Source organism: Methylobacterium endophyticum (assembly GCF_050591105.1).
In the GTDB taxonomy this organism is placed as follows: domain Bacteria; phylum Pseudomonadota; class Alphaproteobacteria; order Rhizobiales; family Beijerinckiaceae; genus Methylobacterium.
The window spans coordinates 81,983-101,208 of the sequence record NZ_JBNHES010000011.1 but is presented as its reverse complement, the minus strand read 5'-3'; the positions used below and the strand labels follow the sequence as shown (position 1 = coordinate 101,208).

8 protein-coding genes (1 of these 8 cut by a window edge) are annotated in these 19,226 nt (G+C 75.0%); 1 reads left to right on the top strand and 7 read right to left on the bottom strand.

What is annotated here, in order from left to right; genetic code table 11:
• Positions 1 to 69: 69 nt before the first annotated feature.
• The gene (locus ACP56T_RS13705) at positions 70 to 1,650 is read left to right on the top strand and encodes a hypothetical protein (protein ID WP_430912684.1); all 1,581 of its coding nucleotides are present in this window, start codon (positions 70 to 72) and stop codon (positions 1,648 to 1,650) included.
• A 10-nt stretch (positions 1,651 to 1,660) separates the two neighbouring features.
• Here ACP56T_RS13705 and ACP56T_RS13700 read toward each other — a convergent pair whose 3' ends face one another.
• The 7 genes in view from ACP56T_RS13700 to ACP56T_RS13670 are tightly spaced (at most 52 nt apart) and all read right to left on the bottom strand, a layout consistent with a single transcriptional unit that may run on beyond the window.
• Positions 1,661 to 3,022, bottom strand: coding sequence for a TldD/PmbA family protein (locus tag ACP56T_RS13700; RefSeq protein ID WP_430912683.1), 1,362 nt, complete (start codon positions 3,020 to 3,022; stop codon positions 1,661 to 1,663).
• Positions 3,015 to 4,475 carry a TldD/PmbA family protein gene (locus ACP56T_RS13695; protein ID WP_430912682.1) on the bottom strand — a complete coding sequence of 487 codons (1,461 nt, stop codon included), beginning with the start codon at positions 4,473 to 4,475 and terminating at the stop codon, positions 3,015 to 3,017. The genes ACP56T_RS13700 and ACP56T_RS13695 overlap by 8 nt, the downstream gene beginning before the upstream one ends.
• A gap of 16 nt (positions 4,476 to 4,491) precedes the next feature.
• Entirely contained in the window at positions 4,492 to 5,430 is a 939-nt protein-coding gene (locus ACP56T_RS13690) for an ornithine carbamoyltransferase (protein WP_430912681.1), read from the bottom strand.
• 52 nt (positions 5,431 to 5,482) lie between these two features.
• The gene (locus ACP56T_RS13685; RefSeq protein WP_430912680.1) at positions 5,483 to 6,679 is read right to left on the bottom strand and encodes a cytochrome P450; all 1,197 of its coding nucleotides are present in this window, start codon (positions 6,677 to 6,679) and stop codon (positions 5,483 to 5,485) included.
• Positions 6,676 to 6,885, bottom strand: a complete 210-nt coding sequence (locus tag ACP56T_RS13680) for an MbtH family protein (protein ID WP_430912679.1) — start codon at positions 6,883 to 6,885, stop codon at positions 6,676 to 6,678. The genes ACP56T_RS13685 and ACP56T_RS13680 overlap by 4 nt, the downstream gene beginning before the upstream one ends.
• Positions 6,882 to 9,464: an amino acid adenylation domain-containing protein gene (locus tag ACP56T_RS13675; RefSeq protein WP_430912678.1), complete on the bottom strand. Its 2,583-nt coding sequence runs from the start codon at positions 9,462 to 9,464 to the stop codon at positions 6,882 to 6,884. The genes ACP56T_RS13680 and ACP56T_RS13675 overlap by 4 nt, the downstream gene beginning before the upstream one ends.
• Positions 9,461 to 19,226, bottom strand: partial view of an amino acid adenylation domain-containing protein gene (locus ACP56T_RS13670; protein ID WP_430912677.1) — the 3' portion only. The gene runs 5,678 nt beyond the window's last position; only the last 9,766 of its 15,444 coding nucleotides appear in the window; its start codon lies beyond the right edge, outside the window — the gene reads right to left on this strand; it ends in the stop codon at positions 9,461 to 9,463. The genes ACP56T_RS13675 and ACP56T_RS13670 overlap by 4 nt, the downstream gene beginning before the upstream one ends.

Here is a 19,226-nt window from a genome sequence, read left to right as displayed (position 1 = left end):
TCCGGCAGGCCGGGTCCCGCGCATCCCGCCCCTCGTCGGGGTGCCTGCTGCTGTCAGGGCGGAGCGTCCGTGAATCGTCAGGACATCGTCGTCTCGCTCGTCGCTCACGGCCCCGACGGCGCAGCCCCTTCCGTCGCGGGGCTGGAAGGGCATGGCGCGCGCGCCATCGTGCTGCTGCGCGACGCGGGAGAGTTCGCCTCCTTCCTGGAGACCGCCGACGCCGCGTCGATCACGGTGATCGCGGCGTGGTCTGACCTGACCGCCGACCTGCTTCGCCGTCTGGCGGAATGGGCGGCCGAGCGCCCCGGACGCGGCTGCGGCGTGATCCCCGCCGACGCCGCCTCGCGGGAGCGGCCGAGACCGCCCGGCGGCCCCCGGCAGGCCCTGGTGGCGAGCTTCGACGGCTTCGGGATGCTGGCCGGCGGCAACCTGACGGAGCTGGCACCGGCCGCGTTCGAGGCGGCTCTCGACACCCCGGACATCGTCCTGGCGATCACGGGACACGGGGGCGAGCACTGCATCACGCTGGGCGGCGACTGGATCGGCACCTACCCGGAGGCCGGTCTGCCGGGACGCCGGATCCCGCCCGATTCCATCCGGTGCGCGGCGGCTCTGCTGAACACCTGCGGCTCGCTGCGCCTCGGCGATTCGGTGGTTCCGCGCCAGCTCTCGCTGGCGGCGCGCCTGTTCGCGCAAGGGGGCGCCGTGATCGGCGCCTATCACAACCAGTTCGCCTTGCCGGACGCGGCGCTCCTCTTCGCCCGCGACGTGCTCGCCGGCCTGCCGCTGGGGCGGATCGTCGGCCGCCTGAACCGCGAATCGCGGGCGCGGGGCAATCCGGCGACCTCCTACCAGCTCCTCGGCGACGCCATCACGGTGCTCGGAGACGGCGCCGCCTGGCCGGAGCCTCCGTCCCGGACGCTGAGCCGGCCGGCCTCCGCGCCGCTGGTCGAGGAGATGGGCTGGCTCGAGCAGGTGGACGCGACGATCGGCAGCTGGGTCGAGACGCGCCCGGCCGAGGGGGCCGCGCGGGCCCCGTGGCGCCGGGCCGTGCGGAACCTGTACACCGCCGCCCGCGAGAGCGCGCGCGCGGTGCTGAGCGACGAGGAGGTCGCCGCGATCGAGGACGATGCCCGCGACGCCGCGCGGGCGTTCCGGGCGGATCTGCTCGAGGAGCTGGCCTCCCACTCCCTCGCGGGCGCGTGGCCGCAGACGCTCTGCTCGCCGGTCTCGGCACCGGCGACCCATCACGCGTCCCGCTGCCCGCGATGCGGCAGCCGCGTGCTCCAGCACGGCTTCTCCCCCCGGCGGCCCGGCCTGCTCTCCCTGCGCTCGGAGGATTGCGACCGTTGCGGGACGATCCGCGACGTCATCGGCGAGGCGCCCGCGCCGGTGCGGCTGGAGGCGGCCGTCGAGGACGGCGCCATCGGCCTGCGGCTTCCGGCCCTCGAGGCGGGCTGCACCGGGCGCGCGCTGGTCTATCGGTCCGTCTCGCTGCCGCCGGTGCCGTGGCCGGCACGAGGCGGGATCGTCCGCTTTCCCGTGGCCGGAATCCCGTTCCGGGGAAAGACGACGCTGATCGCCTCGCAGCTCGGCCCGGCGCATCTGTCGATCACCTACACGACGCTCTTCGTCGATCCCTCCCTCTGATCCCCCCGCGTCAGTAGGGGGCGACCTCGGTGAAGCGGAAATCCGCCACCTGCATCGCGGGCACGACCATGTCGAAGGTCTCTTCGCCCGATGCCCTGACCGCGGGCGACAGCGCCACGACGTTCCTCAGCATCGCGATGAGGCTCTGGTTGAAGCGCATGTTGCGCAGGCCGCAGGCGATCTCGCCGTCCTCGATCAGGAAGGTGCCGTCGCGCGTCATGCCGGTGGCGGTCTTCGCGGAGGGGTCGAGCTCGCGGATGTACCAGAGGCGGGTCACGAGGATGCCGCGCCGGGTCGCGCCGATCATCTCGGCGATTGAGGTCGCGCCCCCCTGGATCACGATGTTCACCGGCCCCTCGCCGATGGGGTCGAGCAGGGGGGCCCCGTGGCCGGTGGGCGTCGCCCCTGCCCGTGCCGCGCCGGCCCGCCCGTAGGCGAGCTCGCGCGGGACGCCGTCCTCCACGAGGGTGAGAGGCCGGCGCGGCACGCCCTCCGCGTCGAACGGCGGGCCGGACTGGAGGGGATGGAAGGCGTCGTCCCGGATGGAGATGGTCTCGCCGAAGACCGGCTCGCCGAGCCGGTCCGTGAGGAAGCTGCGGCGGTCGGCGACGGCCGAGCCGCTGAAATCGGCGAAGAGCAGGCCGAGCAGATCGAGCACCGCCGCCGGCTCGAGCACCACCGTATAGGCGCCCGGCGCCACCGCGCGCGGGCTGCGCGACAGGCGCGCCTTCTCCGAGGCGGCGCGCGCGAGCGCCGGCAGGTCGAGATCCGCCGCGCGCGTGGCGGCGGCCTTGGCCCAGCCGGTGCTGTCCGTGTCGGTGGCGGTGACGGAGAAGGTGGCCGTCGTCTGCGCGTGGTGGACGCACACGCCGCGCGTGTTGTGGACGGCCTCGACCGACTGCTCCGTGGCGTAGAGCCCGGCCGCCGTCCGGGACGCCGCCGCCACGGTTCGGATGGCCTCCGCCACGGCGCGCGCCCGCTCCGCCGGGCCGGCGGCGGCCGTCGCCGGGCAATAGCGGTGGACGGGCGGCACGGGCTCGGCGCCAGCCAGTTCCGGCACCGCCGGCCCGGCCTTTGCCGCCCGCGCCAGGGCAAGCGCCTGCCCGACGGCTCCCCCGATGGACTCCGCGTCCAGCCGGTTGGTGGTGGCGCAGGCGGTGCGCCCCTCCACCACCACGCGCACCGTCGCGGAGCGCGATTCGTCGCCGACATGCTGGTGGATCGCGTTGCCGGCAAAGCGCGTATGGCCCGCGCGCCGCCCGCAGACGCGCAGCTCGACATCGCGCAGGCCGAGGCCCCGCGCGGCCCTCTCCGCCGCGCCGAACACGGTCGCGCAGTCCTGCGCCGACAGGATCGGCCCGACCTCATCCATGGGCGAGGCCCACCTGGATGTCGCGGAACCGGGCCGGGCTGGCGCCGTGCCCGGTGCCGATCACCTGCTCGGGCTGTCCCTTGCCGCAGATCGGGATGCTCCACAGGCGCCAGTGATCGCGGTTCGCGATGGCCTCGCAGCCGTTCCAGAACGCGGTGGTGACGCCGCCATAGGTGGGGTTCTTCAGCATGCGCACCCGCCGGCCGCCGCGCAGCTCCCAGCCGATCTCGCATCCGAACTGAAAATTGTAGCGCCGGTCGTCGATGGAGCCGCTCTTGTGGGTCTCCATGTAGATGGCGCGGTCGGCGCCGCCCATCACCTCCTCCAGGCTCTGCTCCCCCGGCAGCAGGCTCACATTCGTCATGCGGATGAGCGGAAGCCGGGACCACCCGGTCGCGCGCATGGTGCCGTTGGAGCGCGCCTGGCCGATGCGCGCCGCCGTCTCGCGCGAGGTCATGTAGCCGCAGAAGCGGCCGCCGCGCACGAGGTCGATGCCCTGGGCCGGCACGCCCTCGTCGTCATAGGCGAAGGTGCCGAGCCCCGGACCGTGCTCGGGCCTGGCGTCGCAGACGAGGTTGACGATCTCCGAGCCGAGGCGGAGCGTGCCGAGCCGGTCGGGGGTGAGGAAGCTCGTGCCCGCGAAGTTCGCCTCGGCGCCGAGAACCCGGTCGAGCTCGGTGGGATGGCCGATGGTCTCGTGGATCTGCAACGCGAGCTGGCTGCCGTCGAGGATCACCGTCGCGGGGCCGACCGGGCAGGGATCGGCCCCGTGCAGCGCCACCGCCTCCTCCGCCACGCGCGGGGCCTGCCCGAGGAGGTCGAGCTCGTCGACGAGCTCGTAGCCCTTGAGCTGATGCAGCCCGCCGAACCCCGCCGGATAGGAGCGCTGTTGCAACTCGCCGTCCTTGAAGCTGTAGGCCCGGCAGCCGATGCCGGTGGAGGTCCGGGTCTGCTCGATCCGGCTTCCCGAGGACGACAGGAAGAGCTGCCGGGTGCGCTCGCAGACGAGGGACGCCTCGGCCAGGGTCACGCCCCGCGTCCGGCCGAGCTCGGCGTTGACGGAGAGAAGCATCGCGATCTGGGCGTCCACCGGCACGGCGAGCGGATCGACGGCGCAGGGCGAGGTCCAGCGATCGACATGGGCGGGCTCCGGGGCGAGCGCGACCGCGCGCCCCTGCACGAGACCGCTGGCGCGCGCGGTCGCGACGGCGCGCGCCACCGCCCGCTCGATGCCGTCGCCGCTCAGGTCGTCGGTGCCGGAAAAGCCGAGGGCGCCGTCGACCAGCACGCGGATGCCCACCCCGAGGGATTCGGTCTGCGTCGCGTGCCCGACGCCCTCGCCGCTCGCGAGCAGGCTGCGGCCGTGCCGGTGCACGGCGCGGATGTCGGCCTCGCGCGCGCCCCGGCGCATCGCGGCGTCGAGCGCCGCTTCGGCGATCGCCGTCAGGTCCATCGCTGCCCCCGTTCGATCAGGCCCCGCATCCGGTGCTCCAGGCCAGCACCGCCATCGCCGCCGTGAGCTTGTGATAGGCCTGCCGGAAGGCGATGCTGCGGGGGCCGTCGAGCACGGCGTCCGTCACCTCCTGGCCGCGCATGGCCGGCAGGTCGTGCATGAAGACGGTGTCCGCCTTCGCGACGCGCTCCATCACCGTCTCGGTGACGGCGTAGGGGCGGTAGTGCTCCAGCCAGTTCGGATCGGCTTTCGGGACGCCCATGGTCGTCCAGCGGGTGGTGTAGACCACGTCGACCCCCTCCGGCAGGCGGTCCATGCGGTGATGCTGCTCGATGGCGGACCCGTTCGCGGCGGCGAGGCGCCGCGCCCGTTCCAGCGGCTGCGCCGGCAGGCCGGCGCCCTCCGGCGTCACGATGGTGAGCCGCATGCGCGGGGTCTTCGCGACGGCGAGGGCGAGGGCGGCGGTGGTGTTGTTGCCCTCGCCCAGATAGAGGACGTGCAGGCCCTCCAGGCGCCCCAGCGCCTCGCGCATGGCGCTCAGATCCGCGATCGCCTGGGTCGGATGCTCGTCCTCGCTCATCGCGTTGACGACCGCCATCGTGGGTTGCGCGGCGAGGTCGCGCATCTCCTGGATGCCGTCGTTGGTGCGCACCACCAGGGCGTCGAGATAGTTCGCCAGCACCCGCCCGGTATCGGCCATCGACTCGCCGGTGGCGAGCTGGAGGTCGTTCGGCCCGTAGGCGATCACGCTGCCGCCGAGCCGGTGGGCGCCGACGGTGAACGAGGTGCGGGTGCGCGTCGAGGTCCGGCGGAAATACACGCCGATGCATTTGCCGGCCAAGGGCTTGCGGTCGTCCCACGCGCCTCGGGCGACTGCCGAGGCGTCGTCGACGAGGCGCCCCAGCTCGGCATCGTCGAGATCCGCGATGGACAGGAGGTGTCGGGCTCGGCTCATGGCTCTGGACTGCCTCTCGCTGGGCGTCGGTCGATGGGGAGGCCGCGCCGGTTCACCGCAGCGCCACCGGCAGCGTGCGCAGGGCGCGGTATCCCGCGACCTCGAAATGCCAATCGGGACGGCGCGCCAGCAGGCGCATCCCCGGTAGAAGTTCGACCAGCGCGCCGACCGCCGCGCGCACCATCGCGAGCGCCACGGCCTGCCCCAGGCAGAAATGCGCGCCGAGCCCGAAGCCGAGATGGCCGGGCCCGCCCCGGTCGACGCGGAAGGCGTCGGGCTCCTCGAACCGGGCCGGGTCGCGGTTGGCCGCCCCGAGCAGGACGAGGACGCGCTGTCCGGCCCTCAGCGGGTGGCCGCAGAGGGCCGTGTCCTCCCGGACCTCGCGCACCGCCGACTGGAACGGGCAATCGTAGCGCAGCATCTCGTCGACGGTATCCTGAAGGCGCGGCGCCGAGCACAGATCCGCGCGGTGCTGGCCGGGATGGCCGAGCAGCGCCAGCATGCCGTTGCCGATCAGGCCGATGGTCGGCTCGTAGCGCCCCGAGAGCAGGCTCGTCACCGTCGCGAACATCTGCTCCTCCCCCTGGAGGTCGCGGATCTCGCGCAAGGGGCAGCGCTCCGCGCCGCGGGACGGCCGGTCGATCACCTCCGCCAGGGCGGCGCGCCAGGCCGCCACGGCGGCCAGGGCCTGCTCCCCCGTCTCGCGGCCGGGCGCGTGCCGGAAGCGGACATAGGCGTCGACCCAGGGGCGGAACCGGGCCATGTCGTCGCGCTCCAGTCCGAGCAGGTGCGTGACGACCAGGGCCGGGAAGGGCTCGAAGGTCTCCACGATGTCGAGCGTGTCGTCCTGGACGGCGCGGGCGACGAGATCGCGGGCGAGGTCGGTCAGCTCCGCCTCCACGCCCTCCGCCGCCGCCGGTCCAAACAGCCGCGCCCAGGGGGCCCGGATGCGCGTATGCTCGGGCGGATCGGATTGCTGCATCCAGCGCCGCTGCATGGCGACGAGCGGCGCGCACAGGGCGCGGGTCTCGGGATCGATGACGTCGGGCGGCATGATGTCGATGCGGGACGACAGCGCCCGGTCGCGCAGCGCCGCCCCGGCGGCGTCGTGGCCGGTCACGAGCCACGCCTGGAGCGGGTCGCTCCAGTGGACCGGCCCCAGGCTCCGCACCCAGTGGTAGAACGGATACGGGTTCAGCAGCACCGGCAGGCTGTGCAGCTCCGCCGTCGAGGCGAAGCCCGCCGTCACGGCCGCTCCATCCGCTCGCGCAGGCTCTTCGGGCGCATGTCGGTCCAGTGCTCGCGGATGTAGTCGAGGCAGGCGTCCTTGGTGCCGGACATGCCGGCATCGCTCCAGCCGAGCGGGTTTTCCCGGTCCAGCGGCCAGATCGAGTACTGCTCCTCGTGGTTGAGGACGACCTTGTAGGGCTCGTCCTCGGCGCCGGTCTCGCTCATGGGGTCTCTCCGACTGGGGGGTGAGGTAGCCAAGACATGGCCTGCGCGAGGGCCGCGACATGCGGCTCCGTCAGGACCTCGCCATGGGTGGCCGGGATGTCGACGACGGTGATCCCGCCGAGGCTCAGGGCGCCCCAGGCGGCGGGGTCGGCCGCGTCGGCGGGCGTGCTCCCGGCCTCCTGGACCGTCGCGCGGAACAGGCTCACCGGCGCCAGGCAGGGCCCTTGCGGCCGGTAGCCGCGCCGCAGGACGATATGCGCCGCCGAGGCGCGCAGCTCCCGCCCGAGCGCCGCTGCCGTCGCCGAGGGCATCGACGCGGACAGGCGCGCCTCCAGGGCGTCGAGCAGGTCGGCGTCCGGCAGCGCCTCGAAATCCTCGTCGGCGAAGGAGAGCCCCGCCCGGCGCGCGAATCCGCCGACCATCCGGATCAGGTCGCCGCTCGCCAGCGCCGCCGGCCGTGGCGGGCCGGGATCGAACAGGAACAGCCGCTCGACCGTGCCGCCGCGCCGTTCGATCTCCCGCGCCAGCTCGAAGGCGAGGACGCCGCCGAACGACCATCCGCCCACGCGCAGCGGTCCGGCATGCAGCCCCTCGACCGCGTCCGCCAGCCGCGCCGCCGCCTCGGCGAGGGAAGCCGGGGCAGCGACGGCATGATGCAGCGAGGGGGATTCCAGCCCCCAGACGGGTTGCGTGCCGGGAAGATGCCGGGCCAGCGGCAGGTAGCAGAGCGCGCTGCCGCCCAGCGCATGGCAGAGCAGCAGCGGCGGTTCCGACCCGTGCGCGCGGATGCGGGTGACGAGGGAGGGCCGGCGCCGCGCCCCCTCCTCGCCCGCGACGACGGCGGCGAGATGCTGGATCGTGCGCTCCTCGAGCAGCTCGGCGATGGGGATGCTGCACCGCCAGATCTCCTCGATCCGCGCGATGACGCGCACCGCGAGGATCGACTGGCCGCCGATCTCGAAGAAGTCGTCGGTGACGCCCACCGAATCGAGGCCGAGCAACTCGCACCAGATCTGCGCGAGCGCCTCCTCGACGGCGGTGCGGGGCGCAACGGCGGGGGGCCCCGCCGAGTCCCGGTCGAGGGCCTCCAGCCGGTCGTGATCGATCTTGCCGTTCGCGGTGAGGGGCATGTGCGGGACCGGCACGATCCGCGCCGGCACCAGATGGTCCGGCAACCGGTCTTGCAGGCGCCGCCGCAGGGCGGCCGCCCCGGAGGCCGGCCCTTGCGGCTCGCGCAGGACCACATAGGCCAGAAGCCGCGCGTCGCTGGTGCCGGCATGCTGCCCGACCACCGCCGCCCCGGCGACGGCATCGTCGGCGAGCAGCGCCTGCTCGATCTCCAGGGGCTCGACCCGGTGGCCCCGGATCTTCAACTGGCGGTCGCGCCGGCCGACGAATTCCAGCACCCCGTCGGCCCGCATGCGCGCGATGTCTCCCGTCCGGTAGAGGCGCGCCCCGGCGCGCGCGGCGTAGGGGTCCGGCAGGAAGCGCTCGGCGGTCAGGTCGGGCCGGTTCAGGTAGCCGCGCGCGACGCCGGAGCCGCCGATATGCAGCTCTCCGCGCACGCCGAGGGGCACCGGCCGGCCGCGCGGGTCGAGCACGTAGGTGGAGACGCCGGGCAGCGGACGGCCGATGGCGGCGCCCGGCACGCCCTCCCCCGCCGTGCAGACGGTGGCGCAGACCGTCGCCTCGGTCGGTCCGTAGGCGTTGACGAAGCGTCGCCCCGCCGACCAGCGCGCGAGCACCGCGTCCGGGCAGGGCTCTCCCGCCGAGACGACGGTCGCCAGAAGCGGCAGCCCCTCGTGCGGCAGGACGGCGAGGACGGAGGGCGGCAGCGTCGCCACGGTGACGCCGTCGCGCAGGACGGCGAGCAGCGGCGCTCCGACCGTCAGCGCCTCCCGGCTCGCCACCCGCAGCGAGGCGCCGGTGCAGAGGGCCGTGAACAGCTCGGAGACCGAGGCGTCGAAGGCGAGCGATGCGAATTGCAGCACGCAGCTCTCCGGCCCGATCCCGAACGCCGCCACCTGCCCCGCGACGAGGGCCAGGACGCTGCCATGCTCGACGCAGACGCCCTTCGGCCGCCCGGTGGAGCCGGAGGTGTAGATCACGTAGGCGAGGTCCCGCCCGGTCGCCGCGTCGTCGGGAGAGATTCCGTCCTCGCCGGAGGATTCCGCGAGGAGCGCCTCCAGCGACGCGATCCTGTCCGGGGGCCCGAGCGTATCGGCGTCGCCGCGATCGGTGATCGCCAGGACGGGCCGCGCGTCGTCCAGCACCTGCCGCAGCCGCGCCGGGGGCGAGGCGGGATCGAGCGGCAGATAGGCGGCGCCGCATTTGAGGACGGCCAGGATCGCGACCACGGCCTGCGCCGATCCGGGCAGCGCCAGCGCCACCAGGCTGCCGGCGCCGACGCCCCTCCGGCGGAGGCGGCCGGCAAGCCGGCTCGCGCTCAGCTCCAGATCGCCATAGGTCAGGCCGGCGCCATCCCCCCGGACCGCGACGCGCTCCGGCGCCTGCCGCGCCCGAGCCGCCACCAGGGCGTGGATCGTCTCGGGGCCGTGATCGGTCGCGCGCGGGCTCACGTCGTCGCCTCCGTCTGGGTCGCGAGGCGCAGCGCCCCGGCGGCATCCGCCTCGTCCATGAGCGGGATGTCGTCGATGCGCATGTCCGGCCGTGCCAGCGCGGCCGCGACGAAGTGCAGGAGCGAGCGCCCCATGTGCTCCACCGTGCCGCGATCGAACAGCGCCGTCCGGTAGGAGAGCGTCGCGACCGGGGCCTCGGGCGGGCCGGCGACGACCAGCGCGAGGTCGAACTTGGCCGTCTCGGCCCGGCTGGCGACCGGCTCGACGCTCAGTCCAGGTAGGGAGAGGTCGTCCTCGGCCCAGGGCTGGAGGGCGAACATCACGTTCGGCGCCGGCCTGTCTCGGCCGGGGCCGGCCGCCGCGTCGAGAACCTGCTCGAAGGGCACGTCCTGATGGGCGAGCGCGTCGATCGTCGTGCGCCGGGCGGCGGCGACCGCCTCGCGGAAGGGCCGGCCGCCGCCGGTCCGAAGGCGCAGCGCCGCGACAGTGACGAAATAGCCGACGAGGGCTTCGAGGTCGCGCCTCGGCCTGCGGGTCACGGGGGAGGCCAGGAGCAGGTCGTCCTGTCCCGTGTAGCGGGAGAGCCATGTCTGGAACCCGGCCAGCCACACCACGTAGGGCGTGCAGCCCTGGGCCCGCGCCACGGTTCCGACCGCCTCGCGCAGGGCGGCGGGAACGGGAAACGCGACCTCCGCTCCGGGAGAATCGGCGCGCGCCGAGCGCGGCCTGTCGGTCGGCAGGTCGACGCTCGGCGGGGCGCCCGCGAGCATGTCGCGCCAATAGGCGCGCTGGCGGGCGAGCCCGTCCGAGCCGGCGCCCTGCCTCTGCCGGCGCGCATGGTCGGCATAGCGCAGGCGCAGCGGCGGCAGCTCCGGTTCCCGCCCGGCGGGGGCCGCGTAGATGCGGCCGATCTCGTCGAGCATCACGCGGATCGACCAGGCGTCGCAGACGATGTGATGCAGGCAGAGGAGCACCAGGTGGTCGCCCGCGTCGAGACGCCAGAGATCGGCCCGGAACAGCGGGCCCGTCTCGAGGTCGAAGGGGCGGCGCGCCTCCTCCTCCATCGCCCGCGCGGCCGCCGGCCAGCGCTCGGCAGGGGGCAGGCCCGAGAGATCCGTTCGCCGGAGGTCGATCCCGTCGTGGCGGACGATCTGGACGGGAGCGCCGTCGCGGGGCTCGATCGCGCCGCGCAGGACGTCGTGCCGGCGCGAGACCCGATCCACGGCGCGCGCCAGCGCCGCCGCGTCCAGGGGCCCGCGCAGGCGCAGCGCCACCGGCACGGTGTAGGTCGGCGTGCCGGGGGTCAGCCGCTCGAAGCTCCAGAGCTGCTCCTGCGCGAAGGTCAGGGGCGCCCAGTCCGAAGGGTCCGCCTCGGGCTGGACTCGGGCGGGAACCGGCGCCAGCGCGCGCAGCCGTGCCGCCAGCGCCCCGAAGGTGGAGGCGGCGAAGACCTCGTGCAGCGGGATCTCCACGCAGAGCGCCTCGCGGATGCGGCTGGCGAGCTGCATGGCCCGCAGCGAGTGGCCGCCGAGGGCGAAGAAATCGTCCTCCGGCGCCACCTTGGCGATGCCGAGGAGATCCTGCCAGATGCCGGCCAGGACCGCCTCGACCTCGTCCCCGTTGCCCACGGCCGGCGCCGCGCCCGGTCCGGGCGGGCGTTGGGCGAGGGGCCGCGCGGCCAGCGCCGCCCGGTCCAGCTTGCCGGTCTCGCCCAGGGGAAGGGCGTCGAGGACGACGAACAGCGACGGCACCATGTATGTCGGCAGCAGCGCCGCCGCGTGCGCGCGAAGGTCGGGGGCCGCGGGCGCGTGTTTCCCGGCCAAGACATGCTCGGCCAGGACATGCCCGGCTAGGACATGCTCGGCCACGACATAGGCGACGAGCACCGCGTCGCTCCCGTCCGCGCCCCGGTGCGCCACCACCGCGCAATCGCGCACGGCCGGATGCCGGCGCAGCGCCGCCTCGACGTCGCCCGGCTCCACCCGGTAGCCGCGCAGCTTCACCTGACCGTCCAGGCGGCCGCGCAGTTCGAGGCGGCCGTCATGGGCGTAGCGCGCCGCGTCGCCGGTCCGGTACATGCGCGCGCCGGGCTCTCCGGCGAACGGGTCCGGGAGGAAGCGTTCGGCGGTGAGGGCGGCGTCCGCGACGTAGCCGAGGGCGAGGCCGTCGCCGGCGGCGTAGAGCTCGCCCCAGACTCCGGCCGGCAGCGGCTCGAGGCGCTGGTCGAGCACGTAGGCGCGGCCATGCGCGATCGGGCGGCCCACCGGGACGGCCGCGCCCTCGGGGATCGCCTCGCAGACGACCTCGCAGGCGGTGAAGGTGGTGTTCTCGGTGGGGCCGTAGCCGTCGACGAGCCTGCATCCGGGCAGCGCTTCGCGCATGCGGCTCACCCGCGCCGGGGAGACGACGTCGCCGCCGGTGACGAGCGTCCGCAGCCCCGAGAGGATCGCGATGCCGTCGTCGACCACGCGATGGAAATGGCCCGCCGTCAGCCACAGGGTCGTCACCCCCTCGGCCCGGAGCACCGCGCCGAGTTCCTCGACCCCGAGCGGTCCGGGCGGCGCGACGGCGAGGCGGCCTCCGTGCAGCAGCGCCCCCCAGATCTCGAAGGTGGCGGCGTCGAAGGAGGCCGGCGCCAGATGCAGGAGGGTCTCGTCCGGCCCGAACCGGCAGTAGTCCTGCCCCAGGACGAGGCGCGCCACCGCGCGATGGGGCACGCAGACGCCCTTCGGACGCCCCGTCGAGCCGGAGGTGAAGACGATATAGGCCGGGTCCGTGGCGCGGGCCGTCCAGGGCGGCCGGTCGGCGCCGGCCTCCGCCGTCAGGCCGACCACCGCCGCGCCGGGCCCGGCGATCTCCGGCCGCACGCCGCCGAGATCGCCGCCCTCCACCCACACCCGTATCCCGGCATCCGCGACCAGCGCCCGCGCCCGCTCGGGAGGAAGCGTCGCCTCGACCGGGACGTAGCAGCCCCCGGCCTTCAGGATGCCGAGGAGCGCGATCACGAGGTCGGGGGAGCGCGTCGCCGGCAGGCCGACCGGAACCCCCGGCCCGACGCCCGCCTCCCGCAGCCGGCGGGCGAGCCCGTTCGCGCGGCGGTCGAGGGCGGCATAGGTCAGCGTCCGCCCCGCGCCCGTAAGCGCGATCCGCTCCGGCCCCTTGTCGACGGCGGCCTCGAACAGCGCCGGCAGGCTCGCCTCGCGCGGATAGGCTGGGTGCGGCGCGTTCCAGTCCCGAAGGAGAGCCGCGCGCTCGGCCGTGCTTGGAAGCGGCAGCGCGTCCGGCCGGCCTTCCGGCGCGTCCGCCATGTGTTCGAGCAGGCGGAGGAAGCGCTCCGCCATGCCCGCGACCGTGCGGGGCTCGAAGAGGCACGCGTCGTATTCCAGCACGGCGCGCCAGCCGCCCTCCGCCTCGTGGACGCTGAGGGTGAGGTCGAACTTCGCGGTGGCGAAGTCGATGTCGAGGGGTTCCGTGCGCAGGCCGCCCGCCTCCGGCAGGGCGGGCGGGGCCTGCTGCATCGAGAACGCCGCCTGCACCAGCGGCGGCCGCGACAGGTCGCGCTCGGGCGCCAGCGCCTCGACGAGCCGCTCGAAGGGCACGTCCTGATGGGCGAGCGCGTCGAGCACCGCGTCGCGGGCGCCCCGCAGCACCTCCCGCGTCGTGCCGCCCGTCGCGACCCGCACCACGAGGGTGTTCACGAAGTAGCCGATCAGCGGTTCCAGCGCGGGCAGCGGGCGGGTGGTGCTCGGCGAGCCGATCAGCACCTCCCCGACGCCTGCATGGCGCGCGAGCAGGACGCCGTAGGCGGCGAGCAGCGTCATGAACGGCGTCGCCCTCTCCGCTCGCCCGACGCGCTCCAGCGCCTCCCGCAGGCGCGGCGCGATGCCGACGACGTGGCGCCCCCCTGCCGGGGCGGAGCGCGCCCGGCGCGGATGGTCGGCCGGCAGGTCGAGGACGGGGGAGGCCGTGCGGAGTGCCGCGACGCGGGCGGCGATGCGCGCGTCGAGGCTCCCGGTCGCGAGCTGACGGCGCTGCCAGGCGGCGTAGTCGGCGTATTGGAACGACAGCCGTGGAAGTCCCGGCTCCGTCCCCCGCAGCCCCGCCTCGTAGAGGGCGGCGAGCTCGCGCGCCAGGATGGCGGTGGACCAGCCGTCGCAGACGAGATGGTGCATCACGAGGAGGAGCACATGCTCCTCCGGGCCCGTCTCGTAGAGCGTCGCCCTGAGGAGCGGGCCGCGCTCCAGGTCGAAGCCCCGCGATGCCTCCTGCCGCAGCCGCCCGTCCAGCGCCGCGCGCGGGAGCCGCTCGCGCCCCATCGCCGGCTCCGCCGCCGGGGCGATCGCGGGCGCCGGACGTCCGTCCTCGACCGCCACCGTCATGCGCAGGACCTCGTGGCGGTCCATGAGCGCCCCGAGCGCCCGTTCCAGCGCGCCGGGGTCCAGCGCGCCGGACAGCCGCATCGCCGAGGGAACGTTGTAGGTCGGCCCATCGGGGTCGAGCCGATGCAGGATCCAGGCGCGCTCCTGCTCCGGCGAGAGCACCGGCGGCTCTGTCGCGGGGCGGGCGGCGAGGGGCGGCACATGCCGTCCGCCGCCGTCCCGCGCGATCCGCCCGGCGAGGGCGGCGACGCTCGGCGCCTCGAACAGCGCGCGCACCGGCAGGTCCGTCCCGAGCCCGGCGCGGATGCGCGCGGCGACCTGGAGCACCGCCAGCGAATCGGCCCCGGCCGCGAACACGTCGTCCTCGACGCCGATCCGAGGGATCTTCAGCACCTCCGCCCAGATCGCCGCCAGGGACGCCTCCAGGGCGGTGCGCGGCGCCACGGGCGGATGGCGGCCGGCGGGCAGGCCCGACCGCGCGAGTGCCGCGCGGTCGACCTTTCCGTTCGGCGTCAGCGGCAGCGCCTCGAGGGTCACGACCGCGGCCGGCAGCAGGAAGCGCGGCAGCGTCCCCGCGAGCCAGGCGCGAAGGCCGTCCCCGTCCGCCGCCGTCCCGTCGCAGACGGCGTAGGCGACGAGCGCGGGACCGGCCGGCCCCGCCACGGCGACCGCCGCGCAGGCCCGCACGCTCGGGTGGCGCGTCAGGGCGTGCTCGACCTCACCGGGCTCCACGCGCCGGCCGTGCAGCTTGACCTGATCGTCCAGGCGCCCGACCCATTCGAGCTGGCCGTCGTCGCGGTAGCGTCCGAGATCGCCGGTCCGGTAGAGCCGTGCGCCGGGCTCCCCGCTCCACGGGTCGGGACGGAAGCGGTCGGCCGTGAGGTCCGGCGCACCGAGGTAGCCGCGCGCGAGCTGCGGGCCTCCCAGCCAGATCTCGCCCACCGCGTTCCTCGGAACGCGATGCAGGTCGGGCCCGAGCAGGTAGACGCGCGCGCCCGGCACCGGCCGGCCCAGCGGCGGCGCCTCCCCGTCCGGGACGCATTCGGCAAAAATCGCGTCGACGGTCGCCTCGGTCGGGCCGTAGAGGTTCAGGAAGCGCCGGCTCCCTCCCCAGCGCCGGACGATCTCGGGGGGGCAGGCTTCCCCCGCCGAGCCGACGAGCACCAGCGCGGGGAGCGCGGAGGGCGCCGCCGAGGCCAGCACCGAGGGCGGCAGCGTGGCATGGGTGATGCCCGCCCCCTCCATGAACGCCACGAGGGCATCCCCCGCCCGCTCATGGGGCGGCACGATGCGGATCGCCGCCCCGGAGCACAGGGTGCCGAAGATCTCGGGAACGGAGGAATCGAAGCCGAGCGAGGCGAAGTGCAGCACGCGGCTGCCGGGCCCCGTGCCGAAGGCGGCGACGTGGAAGCGCGTGACGGCGGCGAGCCCGCGCCGCGTCGCCATGACCCCCTTGGGGGTGCCGGTCGAGCCGGAGGTGTACATCACGTAGGCGAGGTCGTCCGGCGAGCCGGCGGCGGGCAGGGGCCCTGTCCGGGCCTCGTCGTCCTCCTTGTCCAAATGGATGACGGGGACGCCGGCGGCCCGAACCGGGGGCGCCCAGGAGCCGCCGCGCAGCACGGCGCGCGGCCGGGCCTGTGCCAGCAGGCCGGCGAGGCGCTCCGGTGGCTGGTCGGGATCGAGGGGCAGATAGGCGGCGCCGGCCTTCAGGATCGCGAGGATGGCGGCGACGGCGGCGGCCGAGCGGTCGCAGGCCAGGGCGACGAGGTCTCCTGGCCCCAACCCTTCCGCGCGCAGCCGCCGGGCGAGACCGTCGCTGCGCGCATCGAGCCGCGCATAGGACTGCACGGTGTCCCCGTCGCGCACCGCCGGGGCGTGCGGGGTCCGTCGCGCCCAGGCCGAGAAGGCCGCGACCACGTCCGGGCACGGCGCGTCGGTCCGTGCCCCCGCCGAGAGGGCCAGCAGCGCGCGGCGCTCCTCCTCGGGCAGCAGACTTTCGGGAACGAAGGGGGCGCGGATATCCGCCGCGATGAGCCGCAGGGCGTGCAGGACGTGATCGGCGATCCGCTCCGCCCAGCCGTCCGGCAGCCCGCGCGTATTCACCGCGAGGGCGTCCGGCATGACGCCGACCTCGATGGCGAATTCGGTCCTCTCGTCGGCGTCCACGGCCAGGACCTCGACGTCGGACCCAGCGCGGAGCCGGTCGTAGACGTGGAAATCGACGAAATTGAACGAGGTCTCCAGCCGCAGCCCGGTCGGGCGCAGGATCTCGGACAGCGGCAGCCAGCGGTGCGGGAGGATCGCCGTCTCCGCCGCGAGAACCTGCCGGAGCAGCGTGTCCCATCCGGCCTCCGGCAGCCGCAGCCGGCAGGGAAGCGTGTTGAGGAACAGGCCCAGCACGCGGTCCCCGTCCTCCCGCTCCGGCCGTCCGTTCGTCACCAGCCCGGTGAGGACGTCGCGGGAGCCGGTCAGCAGGCAGAGCGCCGCCAGGTGCGCGCCGAGGAACACCGTGCGCAGCGGGACGCCGGCCGTCGCCGCCGCCCGGCGCAGATCCGCGCGCAGCCGCTCCGGCAGGGCCTGCTCGCTGCGGGCGTGGAGGGAAGTGGATGCGTGGCGCGGCAACCTCGGCGCCTCGGCGCCGGCGAGCTGCCTCTGCCAGAAGGCTCGGGTGCCGGGGCTGTCCTCGGCCGCGCGCTCGAGGCGCAGGAACGCGGGCATCCCCGCGAACCTCGCCGGCGGCGGCACGGGAGCGCCGGTCCCCATCCGCGCCGCATAATGCGCGAACAGGTCGGTGAGGAGCGTCGCGATGCTCCAGCCGTCGAGGATCGCGTGATGGGTGACGAGGACGAGCCACGCGGTCCGCTCGTCCTCGCGCAGCACGTCGAGCCGGAACAGCGGCGCGCGCGCGGTGTCGAAGCGGAACGCGCGCGCCTCCTCGATCCGGGCCGACACCCGCGCCGCGCGCGCCTCGGGCGCCATCCCGCGCCAGTCCTCGACGCGCAGGGGCAGCGGCAGGCAGCGATGCACCACCTGGAGCGGCCCGTCCGCGCCGGAGAGGTCGAAGCCGGTGCGCAGCGCCGGATGGGCGTCGACCACGTCCTGAAGAGCCTCGCGCAGCACGTCCTCGTCCAGATCCGCCTCCAGGCGCAGGCCGAGCACGTTGTGGTAGAGCCCCTCCCCCGCGCCCTCCTCGGCGTGGAAGAGCATGCCGAGCTGGAGCCTGCTCGCCGGGAAGGCGTCCTCGATCCCGGCGGGAAGCGCGGCGCGGCGGCCCTCGCCGATCATGGCGAAGGGGCGGCCCTCCTCGATGGCTGGGCCGGGCAGTTCTTCGGGGCGCGGGCGCGCCAGCTCGCGGATCGTCGGCCGGGCGAACAGCTCGGCGAGCGACAGCGCGAGGCCGTGCCGGCGCGCCAGCGCCGCCAGCCGGATGCTTCGGATCGAGTCCCCGCCGAGCTCGAAGAAGTCGTCGTCGATGCCGATTTCATCGACGCCGAGCACCGTCGACCACAGCGTGGCGAGCAGCCGCTCGCGGTCGGTGGTCGGGAGGGCCGGAGGCCGCGCCGCCGCCTGACGCTGCGAGGGCGGATCGGGAAGGGCTCCGCGATCGAGCTTCCCCGAGGCGGACAGGGGCAGCGCCTCCATCGCCACGAAGGCGTGGGGGATCATGTAGTCCGGCAGGCGGCGGCGCAGGAACGCCCTCAGGGCGGGCTCGTGCATCGCCGCGCCGGGCGCGGGCACCAGATAGGCGACGAGGCGCTGGTCGTCCGTCCGGCTCACGGCGGCGGCCGCCTCCCGCACGTCCGGATGCGCGCGCAGGGCGACCTCGATCTCCTCCAGCTCCAGGCGGAACCCGCGGATCTTCACCTGATGATCGACGCGGCCGAGGAACTCGATCTCGCCGTCGAGGGTCCAGCGCCCCCGGTCCCCGGTCCGGTAGAGGCGCGCCCCGGCCTCCCCGAACGGGTCGGGCCCGAAGCGCTCCGCCGTCAGCCGGGCTTGCGCGAGATAGCCCCGGCCGACGCCGCTGCCCCCGACATGGATGTCGCCGATCATGCCGGGCGGCACCGGCCGCATCAGGCCGTCGAGGACATGGACGCGGTTGCCGCCGAGCGGCCGGCCGAGGAGGCTGCCGGAGATCTCGCGGGCGCAGCGCGCCGTGATCGGGCGATGCGTCACCGCCACGGTCGCCTCGGTGGGCCCGTAGACGTTGACGACGCGCGGGCGCTCGTCGCCATGGCGCGCGAACCAGGGCAGGAGATCGCCGAACCGCAGCGGCTCCCCTCCGAGGAAGAGCAGCCTGAGGCGCGACGCGCCCGTCTCCGGCCCCTCCAGCACATGCGCGGCGAGCTGCGCGAAATAGGACGGCGTCTGGGTGAGGACGCTCACGCCCTCCCGGACCAGCAGCTCGTGGAAATCGGCGGGCGCGCGCGCCGTCTCCTCCGGCACCAGCACCAGCCGGCACCCGTGCGAGAGGGCGCCCCACATCTCCCAGACGGAGAAGTCGAAGCCGTAGGAGTGGAACATCGTCCAGACGTCGTCGGGACGAAAGCCGTAGAGCCCGGCGGCCGGCGCGAAATGCGCGGCGGCGTTCGCATGCGTGACCACCACGCCCTTCGGCCGCCCGGTCGAGCCGGAGGTGTACATGACATAGGCCGGATCGTCCGGCCGCGCCGGGGGGGCCGGCGGCGATCCGTCCGCGGCCGGGGCGGGCTCGTCGAGGCGGAGCACCTGCGGGCCGTTGCCGGGCAGGCGATCCACCAGCGCCGCTTGCGTCACCATCACCGGCACCGCGCTGTCGCGCAGGATGGCGGCGAGGCGCTCGGGGGGCGCCTGGGGATCGACGGGGACATAGGCCCCTCCGGCCTTGAGCACGGCGATCATCGCCACGATCATCGCCGGCGAGCGGGACAGGTACAGGCCGACGAAGCTGCCCCGGCCGATGCCGAGGGCCCTCAGGCGGGCGGCCAGGGCGCCGGCCCGCGCGTCGAGGGCGCCGTAGCTCAGGGCCTCGTCCCCGCATGTCACCGCGATCGCGCCGGGGGCCGCTGCCGCGTGCGCCTCGAAGCGCCTGTGCAGGAGATCGCTCCCGCAGAGCCCGTCGAGGTGACCCCGCGCCCGTGAAAGGGCGTCGCGCCGGCCCGCGTCGTCGAGGAGCGGCACGTTCTCCACGGGGCCCGCCATCCCGGCGGCGAGGCCCGACAGGGCGCAGCGCAGCGCCGAGAGCAGCACCCCGGCCGAGGCGTCGTCATGGGCGGCGCCGTCGAAGAGCAGGGCGAATTCCAGGCGCGCGCCGGGGATGGCGAGCAGCGTCAGCGGATAGCTCGTCTGCTCGACCGCCTCCGGATCGCGCAGCCTCAAGGCCCCCCGCGTCGCCGACAGGACC